This window comes from Pseudomonas boreofloridensis (genome assembly GCF_030580795.1).
In the GTDB taxonomy this organism is placed as follows: domain Bacteria; phylum Pseudomonadota; class Gammaproteobacteria; order Pseudomonadales; family Pseudomonadaceae; genus Aquipseudomonas; species Aquipseudomonas boreofloridensis.
In genome coordinates, this window is the sequence record NZ_JAUQOQ010000003.1 from 97,865 (window position 1) to 115,216 (window position 17,352).

The following is a 17,352-nucleotide window of genomic DNA, read 5'->3' on the forward strand; positions in this document are numbered from 1 at the left end:
GGCAAACCGATCAACTTCCAGTCCAGCCCCCACGCGGCTTTGTTGATCCTCTCCCGAACTCAACTTTCAACGTTGTACGTTTTCGCGGCGCCCTGCGTGCCGCGCGTCCCTTCACGACCTTAGACAGGTAACTCGAACATGAAAGCTTTACTGGTATTGCTACTGGGCAGTGTCTGCAGCGCGGCGATGGCCGATGACCTGACGCCGCCCGCCGAGCAGATTCCGGTCGAACACTACAATTACTCCCAGCACCTGGATATCGCCAAGGTGCTGTCCATGAGCCCGGTCGCCGATGTCTGCGCAGTGGTGCCGGCGCGCATGACCTACGAGGACTCCCAAGGCCACCGACACGTCCTCGAGTACCGCGTGATGGGCAATGGCTGCTCCAACGGTTGAGTCGCGACACGGGGGCCCTGCGGGCCCCTTTCGCCGCCCCGACGGACACCCCACAGGCCCACTATCGATCGGTCATCTTGCCCAGGGAATAATCGCGTAACTTGTTGGCAATCGTCGTGTGCGAGACGCCCAATCGTTTCCCCAGCGCTCGACTACTTGGAAAGTCTGCCTTCAAACTTTCAAGCACCGCTTTTTCAAAGCGACCGATAATATCCGAAAGTTCTCCTTCCAACGAAAAGTTACCCAGCGGTTGACGCGCGCCGTAATCCGGCAGGCGAATATGTTCAACTTTCACCACCCCGCCCTCGCATAACGAGACGGCTTGGAACACCACGTTATCCAATTGCCGCACATTGCCCGGCCATTGATAAAGACTCAACTTGTTGAATGCCGCCGGCGCCAATGTCGGTAAGGCGCAGCCAATCTGTCGACTGGCCTGGTCGAGGAAATGACGAACCAACCCTTCGAGACCATCCATGCATTCACGCAGTGGCGGAATATGCAATGACAGCACATTGAGGCGGTGATACAGATCCTGACGAAATTCGCCGCGTGCGCACAACTCCGACAGGTCCACCTGGGTCGCGCAGATCACCCGCACGTCCAGATGCACCTCCTCGTCGCTGCCGACACGACGAAAACAACCGTCCTGCAGAAAGCGCAGCAACTTGACCTGCAGCCGCGGGCTCATCTCGGCCACGCCATCGAGAAACAGCGTACCGCCTGCCGTCAGTTCCAACAGGCCGAGCTTGCCTTCGGCGCGGGCGCCGTCGAAGGCGCCAGGACCGTAACCGAACAGCTCGGTCTCGGCCATCGATTCCGGTAACCCGGCGCAGTTGAGCGCCATCAGCGGCGCCTGGCCGCGCGGACTGGCCAGGTGACAGGCGCGAGCCAGCAGCTCCTTGCCGGTGCCGGTCTCGCCCTCGATCAGCAACGGCGCATCCAACGGCGCCATGCGCCGCGCCTCACGCACCACTGCGGCCATTACCCGAGAGCTCTGGAAGATGCTGTCGAAACCGCGCAACTCCTGTTTGCGTACGTTGTAGATGCGCTCGCCGATGCGGTCGGCGCGGTGCAGCGTGAGCACGGCGCCGGCGAGCGCTTCGCTGTCGTCGTGCTCGGACTGCAGCGGGGCGATGTCGGCCAGGAATACATCGCCTTTGACCTTGACCCGCAGGCCGTTGATGCGCGACTGATTGGCCCGCACCAGTTCCGGCAGGTCGAAATCTTCGACATAGCGCGCCAGCGGTAGCCCAGGCACTTCGTCGACGCGCACGCCCAGCAACTGCGCCGCCGCGCGGTTGGCCGCGACGATGCTGCCGCCCATGTCCACCGACAGCACGGGAAATTCCAACGCACCGAGCAGGGCGTTGAGTTCCATATGTCGGCGCTCGCTGGGCATCAAGCCGACGCGCTTGACACCAAACACGCCGGCGATGGCCTCGAACTTTGGACGCAGGGCCTGAAATTGCAGATTGATGAGGTTGGGGCAGTGCAGATAGATCGCATTGCCCTGATCGCCGCCGACCTCCCCGCGCAGCACGTTGATGCCGTACTCCACCAGAAGATTGAGAATGTCGCGCAGGATGCCGATGCGGTTTTGACAATGGACTTTGATGCGCATGGAAGCTCCGTCACGCCGTCTTTTTCATGTTCAGCGCAGAAATTCGTAAAGATAAGCTGACAAATCAATCAGCCTTAAGGCCTTAGGAAGGCGGATCTTCGGTCAATACAGGCTCTTTGTAAAATTTACCTTACAGAAATCCTTTGCAGACACGGCTCGCCTGACCTGATCACCGGATGCAATCGCCCAAACCAAGGGCTATTTCTAATGCCATCGCGGTCATAACAACAAAGCCCTCAGCAGGAGAGCGACATGAAACAAACGCAGTACGTGGCCCGTGAGCCCGACGCGCAAGGTTTTATCGACTACCCGCAGCATGAGCATGCGGTGTGGAACACCTTGATCACCCGTCAGTTGAAGGTGATCGAGGGCCGCGCCTGCCAGGAATACCTGGACGGCATCGAGCAGCTCGCCCTACCCCACGACCGCATCCCGCAACTGGGTGAAATCAACAAGGTGCTGGCCGCTACCACTGGCTGGCAAGTCGCCCGGGTCCCGGCGCTGATCCCCTTCCAGACGTTCTTCGAATTGCTGGCCAGCAAGCGCTTCCCTGTCGCCACCTTCATTCGCAGCGCCGAAGAACTCGACTACCTGCAGGAACCGGACATCTTCCACGAGATCTTCGGTCACTGCCCCTTGCTCACCAATCCCTGGTTCGCCGAGTTCACCCATACCTACGGCAAGCTCGGCCTGGCCGCGACCAAGGAGCAGCGCGTGTACCTGGCGCGACTGTACTGGATGACCATCGAGTTCGGCCTGATGGAGACTGCCCACGGCCGCAAGATCTACGGTGGCGGTATTCTCTCCTCGCCCAAGGAAACCCTGTATAGCCTTTCCAACGAGCCCGAGCACCAGGCCTTCGACCCCATCGAAGCCATGCGTACGCCGTATCGCATCGACATTCTGCAGCCGGTGTATTTCGTGCTGCCGAACATGAAGCGCCTGTTCGACCTGGCCCACGAAGACATCATGGGCATGGTCCAGCGAGCCACGCAGTTGGGCTTGCATGCGCCGAAATTCCCACCCAAGGCGGCCTGAGCCACCTTGTCGACAACAAACTGATAGTGGAAACCCTCGATGAATGCCTTGAACCAAGCCCACTGTGAAGCGTGCCGTGCCGATGCACCGAAGGTCAGCGACCAAGAGCTGGCCGAGCTCATCCGCGAAATACCCGACTGGAGCGTGGAAGTGCGCGACGGTCACATGGAACTGGAGCGGGTGTTCCTGTTCAAGAACTTCAAGCATGCGCTGGCCTTCACCAACGCGGTCGGTGAAATCGCCGAAGCCGAAGGGCATCACCCAGGCCTGCTGACCGAATGGGGCAAGGTCACCGTCACTTGGTGGAGCCACTCCATCAAGGGCCTGCACCGCAACGACTTCATCATGTGCGCGCGTACCGACCAGGTGGCGCAAACGGCTGAAGGGCGTAAGTAAGCGCTGCACATTCGCAGCGGTTTGCCGCTGCGATTCACCCGCGATGCCCGCGCCTCTGCACCTGGCGCGAGCAGCGCCCATGATCCCTGCCACCTCCCACTGCTCAAGGTTTCTCGCGCTCGCCCAGCGCGTTGACCGTCCGCTATCCGCCCACAAATCCGAAGTGCGCGCGGGATTTTTTTCAAACTGTCATCCAGACTCCTGTATCCTGCCTCGGCGTTGCAAACGCTTCAGAATGCGCCTGGCGCAGCCTTTTCACTCACACTTGCGAGGAACGACGAGATGCACGAAATCCCGAATCTTCCCTTCCCAAGCCTGAACCCCGAAGAGCAGACCGTTACCGCCCATGCCGCCGAGCCGGCACCTGCTGGGCACGAAGGTGACGACCCCTCCAGCGCCGATCAGGACTAATCGCGCACCCCCGACCGTGTGAAAACGGCTGACCTGCGGGCTCGCCCCGTCAGCGCGCTTTCACACTGTCCAGACCCTCTCCCGCGAATCCCCCAATGCCCGAATCACCGCGCCGCTTGGCGATCACGCTGCAAATCGTCTCCATCGTACTGTTCACCTTCATCGGCTACCTGAACATCGGCATCCCGCTGGCCGTGCTACCCGGCTACGTGCATAACGACCTGGGCTTGAGCGCCGTACTGGCCGGCCTGGTGATCAGCGTGCAATACCTGGCCACCCTGCTCAGCCGCCCCACCGCCAGCCGCATCATCGACAATCTGGGCAGCAAGAAGGCGGTGATGTGGGGCTTGGCCGGCTGCGGCCTGAGCGGCGTGTTCATGCTCGCGTGCAGCTTCCTCGGCCACCTGCCGTGGGTGAGCCTGGCCTGTCTGCTGGTGGGGCGCCTGGTCCTAGGCAGCGCGGAAAGCCTGGTGGGCTCGGGTTCGATAGGCTGGGGCATTGGCCGCGTGGGCGCCGAACACACGGCCAAAGTCATTTCCTGGAACGGCATCGCCAGTTACGGCGCCCTGGCCATCGGCGCTCCGCTCGGGGTGCTGATGGTCAACCGCCTGGGGCTGTGGAGCATGGGCGCCAGCGTCATTGCGCTGGGCCTGATCGGTCTGGCCCTGGCGTGGTCGAAGCCGGCGGCGCCGATCGTGGCTGGCAAGCGCCTGCCATTTCTGCAAGTGCTGGGCAAGGTGTTTCCCCACGGCGCGGGACTGGCCCTGGGCTCGATCGGCTTCGGCACCATCGCGACTTTCATCACTCTGTACTACGCCAGTCGCGGCTGGCCGAGCGCCGCACTGACGCTGAGCGTGTTCGGCGCCAGCTTCATCTGCGCGCGCCTGCTGTTCGGCAACCTGATCAACCGCCTGGGCGGCTTTCGCGTGGCCATCGCCTGCCTGTCGGTGGAAACCCTTGGGCTGCTGTTGCTGTGGCTGGCACCGAGCGCGGAGCTTGCGCTGCTCGGCGCGGCCTTGAGCGGATTCGGTTTCTCCCTGGTCTTTCCGGCACTGGGCGTGGAGGCGGTCAATCAGGTGTCGGCCGCCAACCGCGGCGCAGCGGTGGGGGCGTACTCGTTGTTCATCGACCTGTCGCTGGGGATCACCGGGCCACTGGTGGGCGCGGTGGCCGCAGGGTTCGGATTCCGCTCGATCTTCCTGTTCGCCGCTGGGGCTGCGGTGTGCGGGCTGGTGTTGAGTGTGTATCTGTACCGGCAGACGCGCCGATACGATCGCGGGTAGCCGCGCCTGTGAAGGCGCGGGGTGACCATCAGGATCAGCGCAGCAGATGTTGCAGCACGACCTCCAACGGATGTCGCAACGGCTTGTCGGTCATGCGCTTGACCTGGCTACGGCATGAATAACCCGTCGCCAAGGCCTCGCCTGCCTTGTCCAGCTTGCCCGCCCAGGACTGCTCGAAGATGGCCTTCGACGTCTGCTGGTTGCGCGCCTCATGGCCGTAGGTGCCAGACATGCCGCAGCAACCGGTGGCTTCGGTCACCAGCTTGAGCCCCAACCGCTCGAACACCTGCTCCCACTGACGCGTGCTGGCCGGCGCGTTGGTCTTCTCCGTGCAGTGGGCCAGCAGACGGTAGCTGCCGCCCTGCCCTGCAGCCTGGCGTGGCAGCTCATCGACCAACCACTCCTGAGGCAGCAGCACCTTGGGGCAGCCTTCGAGCCCATCGACTTTCTGGTATTCCTGGCGATAAACCAAGGTCATCGCCGGATCCAGCCCGACCAAGGGTATGCCGCAGTCGGCCAGGGCCTTGAGTTGACGACCATTGCGAATCGCCGCCTTGGCGAACGCACCGAGGAAACCTTGTACGTGCAGCGGCTTGCCATTGGCACTGTAGGGGGCGAGAAACACCTGATAGCCAAGGCGGGTCGCCAGCTCGATGAGCACGGCCAGCAGCGGCGTTTCGAAATAGCGGGTGAAGGCATCCTGCACCAGCACCAGGCTACGCTCGCGCTGCATCGGCGTCAGTTCGCGCAGGCTGGGTACGCTGGCCATCTTCACCCGGCAGCGGGTCAGCGTGGCCTGCAGGTTGAAGCGGCTGATCAGCGGGCTGTCGACCATGCCCACCTGCTCGGCCAGCAGGCGGCTCACCCACTTCGCCCCCATCACGGCGTTGTACAGGCCCGGCGCGCGGGCCAGGTAAGGAATGGTGAATTCCAGCGAGCCGATCAGGTAATCACGCAACGGGCGCTGGTAGCGCCCGTGATAGAGCTCGAGGAAACGCGAACGGAAGTCCGGCACGTTGACTTTGATCGGGCACTGCCCGGCGCAGGACTTGCACGCCAGGCAACCGGCCATGGCGTCGTAGACTTCGTGGGAGAAGTCGGCCTGCCCCTGGCGCTGCGCGCGCCGGTTGGCCAAGCGCTTGGGCAGGCCCTTGAACCACGGTGCCTTGCGCTGCGCCGAGGCCAGTACGTCGATATCGGCCTCGCCCTGCAGGCGCAGCCACTCACGGATCAGCGAGGCGCGGCCCTTGGGCGAGTGGCGGCGCTCGCGGGTGGCTTTCCACGACGGGCACATGGCGTCGTTGGGGTCGTAGTTGTAGCAGGCGCCGTTGCCATTGCAGTGCACCGCGCTGGCGAAACTCTGCCAGACGCGCTCGTCGATGTGACGGTCGAGGTCGCCGCGCAAGGTCACGCCATCGACCGCCGTCAGGCCCTCGGCGCTGTGCAACGGGGTGCAGATCTTGCCAGGGTTGAGCTGATTGCGCGGGTCGAAGGCACCTTTGAGGCGCTGCAGGGCCGGGTACAGTTCGCCGAAATATTCGGGTACGTACTCCGAGCGCAAGCCTTTGCCATGCTCGCCCCAGAGCAGGCCACCGTAGCGTTTGGTCAGCGCTGCTACCGCATCGGAGATCGGCTTGACCAGCGCGGCCTGGGCCGGGTCCTTCATGTCCAGCGCCGGCCGAACATGCAGCACACCGGCATCGACATGACCGAACATGCCGTAGGCCAGGCCGTGGCCGTCGAGCAGCGCGCGGAACTCGGCGATGTAGTCGGCCAGGCGCTCCGGCGGCACGGCGGTGTCCTCCACGAAGGGCTGCGGCCGCACCTCGCCCTCGACGTTGCCCAGCAGCCCCACCGACCGCTTGCGCATGGCGTACACCCGCGTCACCGCTTCGGCGCCCTCGGCCAAGGTATGGCCCAGGCGCTCGACGCTGGTATCGCTGCGCAGGTGCTCGACGAACGCCGCCACCCGCGCATTGACTGCCTCCGGCTCATCGCCGCAGAACTCGACCAGGTTGATGCCCAGGGTCGGACGCTGCGTATCGGCGGGGAAGTATTCGGCCACGCTGTGCCAGACGATGTCCTGCATCGCCAGCATCAGCACCTTGGAGTCGACCGTCTCGATCGACAGCGGCTTGAGCGCCATCAGCGCATTGGCATCGCGTAGCGCGTCCATGAAGCTGGCATAGCGCACGTTGACCAGCACCGCATACTTGGGAATCGGCAGCACATTGAGCTTGGCCTCGACCACATAGCCCAATGAGCCCTCGGCGCCGCACAGTACGCTGTTGAGGTTGAAGCGGCCTTGCGTGTCGCGCAGGTGCGCCAGGTCGTAGCCGGTCAGGCAGCGGTTGAGCTTGGGAAAGGTCGCCTCGATCAATTCGGCCTGGCTCTGCTGGATGTCGCGCGCCGTGCGATACACCTCGCCCACCCGTCCGGGTGCGGCGCAGGCCCGTTCCAGGGCTGCGTCGTCCAGCGGCAGGCTGTGCAGGCGCTGGCCACCGAGCAGCACGCTGTGCAATTCGAGTACGTGGTCGCGGGTCTTGCCGTAGGTGCAACTGCCCTGGCCGCTGGCATCGGTGTTGATCATGCCGCCAAGGGTGGCGCGGTTTGAGGTGGACAGCTCAGGAGCGAAGAACAACCCGTGAGGCTTGAGCGCGGCATTGAGCTGGTCCTTGACCACACCGGCCTGCACCCGCACCCAGCGCTGTTCGACGTCGATCTCGAGAATGGCATTCATGTGCCGCGACAGGTCGACGACGATGCCATCGGTCAGCGACTGGCCGTTGGTGCCGGTGCCGCCGCCGCGCGGGGTCAGCTTGATCTGAGTGAAGCGCGGCTCGTCCATCAGCGTGGCGACCCGCACCACATCGTCGGCGTCCAGCGGGAACACCGCCGCCTGGGGCAAGCGCTGGTAGATCGAGTTGTCGGTGGCCAGCACCGTGCGGGTGCCGTAGTCGGCGCTGATCTGGCCGCGGAAACCGCTGGCACGCAGAGCGTCGAGGAATTCGGGGTAACCGGCGGCAGGCGCACGGACAGGCAACTGGGCGATCATCGAAGGATGGCCTCTTGATAGGTCTGATCACGGTATGGACGTTACTGACACCTGCGCAGCATGCATGAATGCCGACAGGTCAGATGACGGATGCGCCCATGTTCCTGTAGTTTCCGCTCGAGGGCAAACGGATAATCCTGCCGCTATCGATGAGTTTCATGAATGAATTACCGCCACTTGACGCCCTCGATGTCGCTGCTGCTGGCCTTCGAGGCGGCTGCGCGCCATGAAAGCTACACCCGCGCTGCCGTGGAGCTGTCGCTCACCCAGAGTGCGGTCAGCCGCCAGGTCCAGGCGCTGGAGCAGCAACTGGGGCTGACACTGTTCCGCCGCGAGGGGCGCCAGGTGCAATTGACCGATGTGGGCCGCTTGTACCAGCGCGAATTGAGCGAAGCCCTGGGTCGAATTCGCAGCGCCACCCTGCAGGCCCTGGCCTACCAATCCGGGGTCGGCACCTTGCGCCTGGCGACCTTGCCGACTTTCGGCTCGAAATGGCTGCTGCCGCGCTTGCACGCGTTCTATCAGGCGCATCCGGGCATGCTGGTGCATATTCATTCACGTATCGAAGCCATCGACTTCGACACCAGCGAAATCGATGCCGCCATCGGCGTGGCCAGCCACGACCTACCTGGCTTGATCTGTCATCGGCTGCATGCCGAAGAGTTGGTGGTGATCCTGCCGCCGCAAGCGGCACTTGCGGCCGATGGCTGGACACCGCGGCGGATCAGCGAAGAGCTGCTGCTCAACGTCGCCAACAATCCGCACGCCTGGGGCGAATGGTTCTCCCATCATGGACTGGCGCACCGCTCGATGCGCCTGGGGCCAAGCTTCGAGCTGACCTCGCACTTGATCCAGGCGGTCCGTGCGGGCATCGGCATCGGCCTGGTGCCCAGGATCCTGGTGGCCGAGGAATTGGCCAAAGGCGAGCTGTTCAGTCCCGCAGGGGCGTTCGCCAGCCAGCGCAGCTACTACCTGATCTATCCACCCCGCAATGAAGGGCTGCCGTCGTTGCGGGCCTTTCGCGGGTGGTTGCTGGAGCAGATCTAGGCTCTGCCTGAAAAGCCTTGACACTCGGTGATGCTGCGTTGAAAACCGCCTCGGAATGCTCATTTACAACCCGTAAACTCCGCTTCCTCGGCGGTTTTCGCCTTGCCTGACCTTCGTCTCAAGGCTTTTCAAACAGAGCCTAGCTTTCGCCCAGACAACAAAAAACCCGGTACCCGTTACCTGGCACCGGGTTTGATGGCATCAACCGCGCTTCACTCGGCCACGCTGCGCGTCGCCTCGCCCGCCTGCGCCATGCGCTTGCTCTTGATCACATGGAACACGTACATCACCAGCAACCACACCGGAATCGCGTAGACCGAAATCTGGATCCCTGGAATCTGCAGCATGATGCCCAGGATCAGCACCACGAAAGCCAGACACAGGTAGTTGCCATACGGATACCACAGCGCCTTGAACAGCGGTTTCTGGCCCGTGCGGTCCAGGTGCTGACGGAACTTGAGGTGCGAGTAGCTGATCATCGCCCAGTTGATCACCAGCGCCGCTACGACCAGCGACATCAGCAACTCCAGGGCCTGTTGCGGCATGAAATAGTTGAGCAGCACGGCAATCAGGGTAAAGGCCGCCGATGCCAGGATCGCCCGGACGGGAACGCCACGACGGTCGATTTTTGCCAGGGCCGCCGGCGCGTCGCCCTGCTCGGCCATGCCGTAGAGCATGCGCGCATTGCAGTAGGTGCCACTGTTGTAGACCGACAATGCGGCAGTGAGCACCACGAAGTTGAGCAGGTGCGCCGCCACGTCGCTGCCCAGCAGGGAGAACACCTGCACGAACGGACTGCTGCCATAACTGCCGCCGGACGCGTCGATGCTCGCCACCAGGCTGTTCCACGGCGTCAGCGACAGCAGGATCACCAGCGCGCCGATGTAGAAGATCAGGATGCGGTAGATGACCTGGTTGATCGCCTTGGGAATCACCGTCTTCGGCTTGTCGGCTTCGGCAGCGGTGAAACCGAGCATTTCCAGGCCGCCGAAGGAGAACATGATGATCGCCAATGCCATCACCAATCCGCTGACGCCATTGGGGAAGAAACCGCCGTGGCTCCACAGGTTGCTCACCGAAGCCTCCGGACCGCCGCTGCCGCTGGTGAGCAGGTAGGCGCCCAAAGCGATCATGCCGACGATGGCCACCACCTTGATGATCGCGAACCAGAACTCAGCCTCGCCGAACACCTTGACGTTCATCAGGTTGATGGCGTTGATCAGCACGAAGAAACCCGCCGCCGTGACCCAGGTGGGGATCTCCGGCCACCAGTAGTGGACATACTTGCCGACCGCCGACAGTTCCGACATACCCACCAGGATATACAGCACCCAGCAGTTCCAGCCCGACAGAAAGCCGGCGAAACCGCCCCAGTACTTGTGGGCGAAATGGCTGAATGAGCCTGCCACCGGCTCCTCGACGATCATCTCGCCGAGTTGGCGCATGATCATGAAGGCGATGAAGCCGCAGATGGCATAACCGAGAATCATCGACGGGCCGGCGGATTTCATCACCCCGGCCGAGCCCAGGAACAACCCGGTGCCGATGGCACCGCCCAGGGCGATCAACTGGATGTGGCGGTTCTTCAGGCCGCGCTTGAGTTCGCCTGACGGCTGCGAATGTTGTCCACTCATGAACGAAGTCACCTGCTTGTTTTTATCTGTGACGGAATCGGACCCGCAGCGCTCGTGGCACAGCGGAATGAAGCAAGGTGGTTACCTTGGGTTCTCGGACCCTGGCGCCGCGCCGGGCGCTGGGCCTGGGGCAGATCAGCCGGGTGTCGGCGAGAATGCGTGGTACGCGAGGGGGTCACAGGTAAAACGCGGCGCATTGTATACCCCTGCGAGCGCGCAGGCATCAACGCGTTGCGTGGTTTGCTCGGGGCAAAACGCAGCGGTCCTGAGGGAGAGGCCGACTGAGGCGGGATGATCGGCGTACATGGCGCCTCCATTTATTGTTGTCGGGCGCAGCATCGTGGCTGCGCGGTGCACGGGGCTGGCTGGACTATCGGTGAGAACGCACGCGTCAGACAAGGCCCGTGATGCAGACAGAAACGTGCCAACGCACCCCGATACGGAACGCTGGCTTTACAGGTGGCGCCGATGCGGCGTTTTCTTCAAGGCCTGCGCGAAGCACTCGTACACTTTTCTTTACAAGGTGGAAACCAGATCTTCCACAGGCTGGAAAAAGACTTTTTGCTCAAGGACTTGTAATAACTTTCCGGCTCTTTGCGCAGGTGCAAAAAAGCCAGCCCGAGGGCTGGCTCATGCACGGCGCAAACCGATCAGCCGCGTGGCTTGCCGCGTCCACGGCCGGCCGGCTTGTCAGCGCCGGGCTTGGTCGCACGCTTACGCATCTCGCTTGGACGCTCGGCGACGGCACTGCCGCGATTGCCCTTGCGCGGGGCCTCTTCGCGTACTGGACGTGCCGGACGCTCAGCCGCCTCGCGCGGCTGGCGCTCGCCCGCCTCCTGGGCAGGACGCAGGTTGCGCACGCGCTCGCCACGGCCCAGCGGTCGGGTGGACTTGCGCTGCAGACGCTCGAGCTTGTCCTTGGCCTTGAGGTTGAGGGTCGGCAGCGCCACCGGCTGCAGCCCGACTTCGGCTGCCAGGATATCGATCTCGCCCTGGCTCATTTCACGCCAGCGGCCCATCGGCAGGTCTGAGTTGAGGAATACCGGGCCGAAGCGCACACGCTTGAGGCGGCTGACCACCATGCCCTGGGATTCCCACAACCGGCGCACTTCACGGTTGCGACCTTCCATCACCACGCAGTGATACCAGTGGTTGAAACCTTCGCCACCGGGCGCCTTCTGGATGTCGGTGAAGTTGGCCGGGCCGTCTTCGAGCATCACACCGGCCTTGAGGCGGTCGATCATCTCGTCATCGACCTCGCCCCGCACGCGCACCGCGTATTCGCGGTCCATCTCGTAGGAGGGGTGCATGAGGCGGTTGGCCAACTCGCCATCAGTGGTGAACAGCAGCAGGCCGGTGGTGTTGATGTCCAGGCGACCGATGTTGATCCAACGGCCTTCCTTGGGACGCGGCAGGCGATCGAACACGGTGGGACGACCTTCGGGGTCGTCACGGGTGCAGATCTCGCCGTCGGGCTTGTTGTACATGATGACGCGGCGGGTCGCCTCGGCGGCTTCCTCGCGCTTGATCAGCTTGCCATCGACGGCGATGGCATCGTGCAGGTCGACGCGCTGGCCAAGCGTGGCAGCGACGCCGTTGACCTTGATGCGGCCCTGGCTGATCCAGGCTTCGACGTCACGGCGCGAACCCACGCCAATGCGCGCCAGCACCTTTTGCAGCTTTTCGCCGGACGGCGGGGTGGGTTGGGTTTCTTGCAGGTCTTTGTCGCTCATCTGGGCACCTCCCGGTGTACGGTGTATGAAAGCGATTCGGCGACGGATGCGCCAAGGGGGCGCGCATTGTACGTGGTTGACGCAAGCGATGCATCGGGGCGCAGGTGTTTTTTTCCCAACGGTATGCAACACGTCGACCTGATCATGGGCGCAGCCGGTGCCAGGCCCTCAGATCTTGTCCTCCGGCGCCTCGACCGCATCATTGGCCTGGCGCAAATCATCGAAATCGGTCTTGAGTCCCTCCTCCATCGCGTCGAGCTCCACCAACAAGCTGCGGAAGCTGGTCTGCTCCTTCGGCTCACCCTCCTGGGCCTCATCGGCGAGGCTGGCGTCGGCCAGCGCCTGCAGATGCGCAGGCACCGGGGCCTCGTCCGGGTCGTCAGCCAGCACCTGCGGCTCCATTTCCCGCAGTTCGGCCAGCGGCGGCAGCTCGTCCAGGCTACGCAGATTGAAGTGATCGAGGAACGCCTTGGTAGTGGCGAACATCGCTGGACGGCCCGGCACTTCGCGATAGCCGACGATGCGGATCCACTCGCGCTCCATCAGCGTCTTGACGATATTGCTGTTGACCGCCACGCCACGCACGTCCTCGATCTCCCCGCGGGTGATGGGTTGACGGTAGGCGATCAGCGCCAGGGTCTCCAGCAGCGCGCGGGAGTAACGCTGCGGGCGCTCTTCCCACAGCCGGCCGACCCACGGCGCGTAGGTTTCGCGGATCTGCAGACGATAGCCGCTGGCCACTTCCTTGAGCTCGAAGGCGCGCCCGGCGCAGGATTTCTCCAAGGCTGCCAGCGCCTTCTTGAACACGGCCGGCGCCGGCCGCTCGGCCTCCTCGAACAGCTCGTAGAGGCGCTCAAGCGACTGCGGCTTGCCGCTGGCCAACAGAAAAGCTTCGATCAGCGACGCCAGGTCGCGGGGTTCATTGAGGTTCATCGGGGTAGTTTGACCGTTACTCGGCGCGGACTCGGACATGGATCGGGGTGAACGGCTCATTCTGCACCAGTTCGATCAGCGATTCCTTCACCAGCTCGAGAATCGCCATGAAGGTGACCACCACCCCAAGCTTGCCTTCCTCGGCCTCGAACAGCTCGACGAAGGGTACGAAGCCGCCGCCCTTCAAGCGCTCCAGCACCTGACTCATGCGCTCGCGGGTAGAGAGCGTCTCGCGGGTGATCTGGTGGCTTTCGAACAGGTCGTTGCGGCGCATGACCTCGGCCATGGACAGCAGGATCTCCTCCAGCGCCACCTCCGGCAGCAGCTTGCGCACCTTGGCCTGGGGCGCCTCCAGTTGCGGCACCAGCACCTCGCGGCCAATGCGCGGCAAGCCGTCGATGTCCTCGGCGGCAGCCTTGAAGCGCTCGTACTCCTGCAGGCGACGGATCAGCTCGGCGCGCGGATCGCCCTCTTCTTCCTCGACTTCACTGGAGCGCGGCAGCAGCATGCGCGACTTGATCTCGGCGAGCATGGCGGCCATCACCAGGTACTCCGCCGCCAGTTCCAGGCGTACGGACTTCATCAACTCGACGTAGCCCATGTACTGCCGGGTGATCTCGGCCACCGGGATGTCGAGGATGTCGATGTTCTGCTTGCGGATCAGGTACAGCAGCAGGTCCAGCGGGCCTTCGAAGGCTTCGAGAAACACCTCCAGCGCATCCGGCGGAATATACAGGTCGATGGGCAGCTCGGTCAGGGCTTCGCCATAGACCAGCGCCAACTGCAATTGCTGCGGCGTTTCAGGTTCGTGCGTCAGGGCCTCGGGGGCGTCGGCCTGGCTCACGCGTCGACCAGGAAAGGCGACGGGTCGCCACACCCTTCGCGGATCAGCTTCGGCGCGGCGCCGGACAGATCGATGATGGTGGACGCCTTGAGATCGCCGAATCCACCGTCGATCACCAGGTCGACGTGGTGCTCCAGGCGCTCACGGATTTCGTAGGGATCGGTCATCGGTTCGTCGTCGCCCGGCAGGATCAGGCTGACGCTCATCAGGGGCTCGCCAAGCTCGGCCAGCAGCGCCAGGGTAATCGCATGGTTCGGCACACGCAGACCGATGGTGCGGCGTTTTTCATGCAGTAGCAAACGCGGCACCTCGCGGGTGCCGTTGAGAATGAACGTGTAGGGGCCGGGCACATGGGCCTTGAGCAGGCGGAAGGTGCCGGTGTCGACCTTGGCATACAGCCCCAACTGCGACATGTCGCAGCACATCAGCGTGAAGTTGTGGGTCTTGTCCAAGCCTCGCAGACGCCGGACGCGCTCGATCGCCGCCTTGTCGCCCATCTGACAACCCAGGGCATAAGCCGAGTCGGTCGGATAGACCACCACTCCGCCTTTGCGAATGATCTCCACGGCCTGACGAATCAGCCGCGACTGCGGATTCTCCGGGTGAATCTGGAAGAATTGGCTCACTTCGTCGTCCTGTTCATACCGCCATAGGCTGTTCATGATGGAATCGGCGCCACAGAGGTGGCAGGTCCTCGGGCAGGGGCCGGTAGGCACCGATCTCGCCCCAGGTGCCGGGGCCGTGGAAATCACTGCCGGCGCTTGCCAGCAGGCCGAACTCACGGGTCAGAATGGACATCGTGCCCACCTGTTCGGGCGGCATCATCCCATTGACCACTTCCAGTGCCTGCCCTCCCGCTTGAATATAGTCGGCGATCAGGCGCCTGCGCTTGCTGCGGGTGAGCTCGTAGTGCATCGGGTGGGCCAGGCTGACCCAAGCGTTTGACTGACGAAGGGTCGCGACAGTTTCCTCGAGCGTCGGCCAGTGCAACTTGACGTCGCCCAGTTTGCCGGCGCCCAGCCACTTGCGAAACGCCTCGCCGCGGTCCTTGACGTAGCCGGCACGGACCAGGAATTCGGCAAAATGCGGGCGTGCCGGCGCATTCTGGCTGTCGCCCAACGCCTGTTGCACCGCCCGGGCCCCGTCGAGGGCATCGGGCATACCCTTGGCCGCCAGGCGTCGGGCGATGTCCTCGGCGCGCATCCAGCGACCGCGATGCAGTTGTTCGATGGCCTCGAGCAGAGGCGGCGCATCGAGCGCAAAATCGTAACCCAGCACATGAATGGTGGCCCCACCCCAGGTGCACGACAGTTCGACACCGCTGACCCACTGCAGGCCCCGCTCCAGGCAGGCGGCACGCGCCTCCGACAAGCCTTCGAGGGTATCGTGATCGGTCAACGCCAGCGTGCGCACCCCGTGTTCATGGGCGCGCGCGACCAGTGCCGTGGGCGACAAGGCGCCGTCGGAGGCCGTGCTGTGACAGTGCAGATCAACATTCATGGAGGAGCGCTTTCGCCGGAATCGATGTTTGTTATTATGCCGTCACATCCCGCTTCTGGCTGCCACTGTGAAACAATTCATCGATTTCATCCCGCTGCTGCTGTTCTTCATCGTCTACAAGATGGACCCGCGACCGCTGGAATTCGCCGGCCACACCTTCGAGTTCGGCGGTATCTACAGCGCCACGGCGATGCTCATCGTCAGCTCCGTGTTGGTCTATGGCGCCGTCTTCCTGCGCCAGCGCAGGCTGGAAAAGAGCCAATTGCTGACCCTGGTCGCCTGCTTGGTGTTCGGCGGCCTGACCCTGGCCTTCCACAGCGAAACCTTCCTCAAATGGAAGGCACCGGTGGTCAACTGGCTGTTCGCCCTGGCCTTCGCCGGCAGCCATTTCATCGGCGATCGGGTCCTGATCAAGCGCATCATGGGCCACGCCGTGACCCTGCCGGACGTAATCTGGACCCGCCTGAACCTGGCCTGGATCGCATTCTTCCTGGTCTGCGGTGCGGCCAACCTGTTCGTCGCCTTCACCTTCCAGGACTTCTGGGTCGACTTCAAAGTCTTCGGCAGCCTCGGCATGACCGTGGTCTTCCTCATCGCCCAGGGCGTTTACCTGTCGCGCCATTTGCACGACGCCGACACCTCCCCTTCCAAACCCAAGGACTGACATGCTCTACGCCATCATCGCCAGCGACGTCGAAAACTCCCTGGAACAGCGCCTGGCCGCACGCCCCGCGCACATCGAGCGGCTGCAGCAGCTCAAGGCCGAAGGCCGCGTGGTGCTGGCCGGCCCGCATCCGGCCGTCGACAGCAACGATCCCGGGGCGGCAGGCTTCAGCGGCAGCCTGATCGTCGCCGAGTTCGACTCGCTGGCCGCGGCCCAGGCCTGGGCGAATGCCGACCCTTACGTGGCGGCCGGCGTCTACGCGCAAGTGGTGGTCAAGCCGTTCAAGCAAGTCCTGCCCTGACCGGCCCCAGGCCTGTACGCACGCTCTGCGACGCACAGGCCTTTTGCTGAACATTCATCTATCGCGGCCACCTGCCGACAACCTCCTGAATCGAATCAGAGAATCAGGAGTTCCGATGCGCCAAGGTCCGTTGTTCCTGCTGCTGTGCTGCCTGCTGTCGTCCTCCCCCCTCGCGCTCGCCGAGCAACCGCACTCGACGGATACCGATGCACGTGTCAGCGAACTGCAGCAGCGCCTGCAAGCCAGCGAGCAGCAGCGCGCGGTGCTGAGCCGACAACTCCAGGGAATCGACAGCACCCAGCTCGAACGCCTGCGTGAGGAGAACCAGCGTTTGCAGGCAGCCGTGCAGAAACAGCAGGCCAGCGGCCCGCTGCACCTGCTCACCGAACAGCAACAGTGGTTCGTGATCGGCTCGGGCGTTGCACTGTTATCGGCTGTGTGCGGTATCTTAGCCAGCGGCGGACACAGAAGACGTCGGCAATGGTTGAATTGA

At 63.4% G+C, this 17,352-nt stretch carries 17 protein-coding genes; 9 read left to right on the forward strand and 8 right to left on the reverse strand.

The features are described 5' to 3' along the window. Nucleotides 1–138 precede the first annotated feature (138 nt). Nucleotides 139–396 carry a DUF2790 domain-containing protein gene (locus Q6A47_RS04630; protein WP_029614282.1) on the forward strand — a complete coding sequence of 86 codons (258 nt, stop codon included), beginning with the start codon at nt 139–141 and terminating at the stop codon, nt 394–396. Between the two features lie 61 nt (nt 397–457). Here Q6A47_RS04630 and Q6A47_RS04635 read toward each other — a convergent pair whose 3' ends face one another. Beyond that, entirely contained in the window at nt 458–2,020 is a 1,563-nt protein-coding gene (locus tag Q6A47_RS04635) for a sigma-54-dependent transcriptional regulator (RefSeq protein ID WP_304483272.1), read from the reverse strand. A gap of 252 nt (nt 2,021–2,272) precedes the next feature. On the opposite strand from Q6A47_RS04635, the gene phhA reads away from it, so the two are divergent. From phhA to Q6A47_RS04655, 4 genes are all read left to right on the forward strand, one after another. Beyond that, a complete protein-coding gene (gene phhA, locus Q6A47_RS04640) occupies nt 2,273–3,058 on the forward strand; it encodes a phenylalanine 4-monooxygenase (protein WP_304483273.1) in 786 nt (261 codons plus the stop codon). A 39-nt stretch (nt 3,059–3,097) separates the two neighbouring features. Then, nucleotides 3,098–3,454 carry a 4a-hydroxytetrahydrobiopterin dehydratase gene (locus Q6A47_RS04645; protein WP_304483275.1) on the forward strand — a complete coding sequence of 119 codons (357 nt, stop codon included), beginning with the start codon at nt 3,098–3,100 and terminating at the stop codon, nt 3,452–3,454. A gap of 282 nt (nt 3,455–3,736) precedes the next feature. After that, complete coding sequence (locus Q6A47_RS04650; protein WP_275898054.1) at nt 3,737–3,865, forward strand: hypothetical protein; 129 nt, start codon at nt 3,737–3,739, stop codon at nt 3,863–3,865. A gap of 95 nt (nt 3,866–3,960) precedes the next feature. Then, nucleotides 3,961–5,148: an MFS transporter gene (locus Q6A47_RS04655; RefSeq protein ID WP_304483277.1), complete on the forward strand. Its 1,188-nt coding sequence runs from the start codon at nt 3,961–3,963 to the stop codon at nt 5,146–5,148. A gap of 34 nt (nt 5,149–5,182) precedes the next feature. Here the strand turns inward: Q6A47_RS04655 and ydiJ are convergent, their stop codons facing one another. Further along, nucleotides 5,183–8,203, reverse strand: a complete 3,021-nt coding sequence (gene ydiJ, locus Q6A47_RS04660) for a D-2-hydroxyglutarate dehydrogenase YdiJ (protein ID WP_304483279.1) — start codon at nt 8,201–8,203, stop codon at nt 5,183–5,185. Between the two features lie 162 nt (nt 8,204–8,365). Here ydiJ and Q6A47_RS04665 point away from each other — a divergent pair, with 162 nt between their 5' ends. After that, nucleotides 8,366–9,250, forward strand: a complete 885-nt coding sequence (locus tag Q6A47_RS04665; RefSeq protein ID WP_039579092.1) for a LysR substrate-binding domain-containing protein — start codon at nt 8,366–8,368, stop codon at nt 9,248–9,250. Between the two features lie 212 nt (nt 9,251–9,462). Here the strand turns inward: Q6A47_RS04665 and Q6A47_RS04670 are convergent, their stop codons facing one another. The 6 genes from Q6A47_RS04670 to Q6A47_RS04695 all read right to left on the reverse strand — a co-directional run bounded on the left by Q6A47_RS04670 (nt 9,463) and on the right by Q6A47_RS04695 (nt 15,894). Then, nucleotides 9,463–10,884, reverse strand: a complete 1,422-nt coding sequence (locus tag Q6A47_RS04670; protein ID WP_304483281.1) for an amino acid permease — start codon at nt 10,882–10,884, stop codon at nt 9,463–9,465. A gap of 650 nt (nt 10,885–11,534) precedes the next feature. Beyond that, on the reverse strand, nt 11,535–12,617 hold the full coding sequence (gene rluB, locus Q6A47_RS04675; protein ID WP_304483282.1) for a 23S rRNA pseudouridine(2605) synthase RluB: 1,083 nt from the start codon (nt 12,615–12,617) through the stop codon (nt 11,535–11,537). A gap of 168 nt (nt 12,618–12,785) precedes the next feature. After that, entirely contained in the window at nt 12,786–13,550 is a 765-nt protein-coding gene (gene scpB, locus Q6A47_RS04680; protein WP_116888689.1) for an SMC-Scp complex subunit ScpB, read from the reverse strand. A 16-nt stretch (nt 13,551–13,566) separates the two neighbouring features. Next, on the reverse strand, nt 13,567–14,394 hold the full coding sequence (locus Q6A47_RS04685; RefSeq protein WP_116888690.1) for a segregation and condensation protein A: 828 nt from the start codon (nt 14,392–14,394) through the stop codon (nt 13,567–13,569). Next, the gene (locus Q6A47_RS04690) at nt 14,391–15,020 is read right to left on the reverse strand and encodes an L-threonylcarbamoyladenylate synthase (protein ID WP_304483511.1); all 630 of its coding nucleotides are present in this window, start codon (nt 15,018–15,020) and stop codon (nt 14,391–14,393) included. Before Q6A47_RS04690 ends, Q6A47_RS04685 begins: the two co-directional genes overlap by 4 nt. A 13-nt stretch (nt 15,021–15,033) precedes the next feature. Then, entirely contained in the window at nt 15,034–15,894 is an 861-nt protein-coding gene (locus tag Q6A47_RS04695; RefSeq protein ID WP_295482511.1) for a PHP domain-containing protein, read from the reverse strand. 67 nt (nt 15,895–15,961) lie between these two features. Between Q6A47_RS04695 and Q6A47_RS04700 the strand changes: the two genes are divergently transcribed. From Q6A47_RS04700 to Q6A47_RS04710, 3 genes are all read left to right on the forward strand, one after another. Beyond that, nucleotides 15,962–16,558 (forward strand): septation protein A, encoded by a 597-nt coding sequence (locus tag Q6A47_RS04700; protein ID WP_029614291.1) that lies wholly within the window; start codon nt 15,962–15,964, stop codon nt 16,556–16,558. Between the two features lies 1 nt (nt 16,559). Then, complete coding sequence (locus Q6A47_RS04705; protein ID WP_304483283.1) at nt 16,560–16,859, forward strand: YciI family protein; 300 nt, start codon at nt 16,560–16,562, stop codon at nt 16,857–16,859. Between the two features lie 115 nt (nt 16,860–16,974). Further along, nucleotides 16,975–17,352 carry an SH3 domain-containing protein gene (locus Q6A47_RS04710; RefSeq protein ID WP_304483284.1) on the forward strand — a complete coding sequence of 126 codons (378 nt, stop codon included), beginning with the start codon at nt 16,975–16,977 and terminating at the stop codon, nt 17,350–17,352.

Coding starts and splice junctions, on each gene's coding strand:
- ydiJ (WP_304483279.1), bottom strand. CDS start 8,203: ATGATCGCCCAGTTGCCTGTCCGTGCGCCTGCCGCCGGTTACCCCGAA.
- phhA (WP_304483273.1), top strand. CDS start 2,273: ATGAAACAAACGCAGTACGTGGCCCGTGAGCCCGACGCGCAAGGTTTT.
- Q6A47_RS04710 (WP_304483284.1), top strand. CDS start 16,975: ATGCGCCAAGGTCCGTTGTTCCTGCTGCTGTGCTGCCTGCTGTCGTCC.
- Q6A47_RS04655 (WP_304483277.1), top strand. CDS start 3,961: ATGCCCGAATCACCGCGCCGCTTGGCGATCACGCTGCAAATCGTCTCC.
- rluB (WP_304483282.1), bottom strand. CDS start 12,617: ATGAGCGACAAAGACCTGCAAGAAACCCAACCCACCCCGCCGTCCGGC.
- Q6A47_RS04665 (WP_039579092.1), top strand. CDS start 8,366: ATGAATTACCGCCACTTGACGCCCTCGATGTCGCTGCTGCTGGCCTTC.
- Q6A47_RS04635 (WP_304483272.1), bottom strand. CDS start 2,020: ATGCGCATCAAAGTCCATTGTCAAAACCGCATCGGCATCCTGCGCGAC.
- Q6A47_RS04695 (WP_295482511.1), bottom strand. CDS start 15,894: ATGAATGTTGATCTGCACTGTCACAGCACGGCCTCCGACGGCGCCTTG.
- Q6A47_RS04705 (WP_304483283.1), top strand. CDS start 16,560: ATGCTCTACGCCATCATCGCCAGCGACGTCGAAAACTCCCTGGAACAG.
- Q6A47_RS04630 (WP_029614282.1), top strand. CDS start 139: ATGAAAGCTTTACTGGTATTGCTACTGGGCAGTGTCTGCAGCGCGGCG.
- Q6A47_RS04670 (WP_304483281.1), bottom strand. CDS start 10,884: ATGAGTGGACAACATTCGCAGCCGTCAGGCGAACTCAAGCGCGGCCTG.
- Q6A47_RS04645 (WP_304483275.1), top strand. CDS start 3,098: ATGAATGCCTTGAACCAAGCCCACTGTGAAGCGTGCCGTGCCGATGCA.
- Q6A47_RS04650 (WP_275898054.1), top strand. CDS start 3,737: ATGCACGAAATCCCGAATCTTCCCTTCCCAAGCCTGAACCCCGAAGAG.
- scpB (WP_116888689.1), bottom strand. CDS start 13,550: ATGAACCTCAATGAACCCCGCGACCTGGCGTCGCTGATCGAAGCTTTT.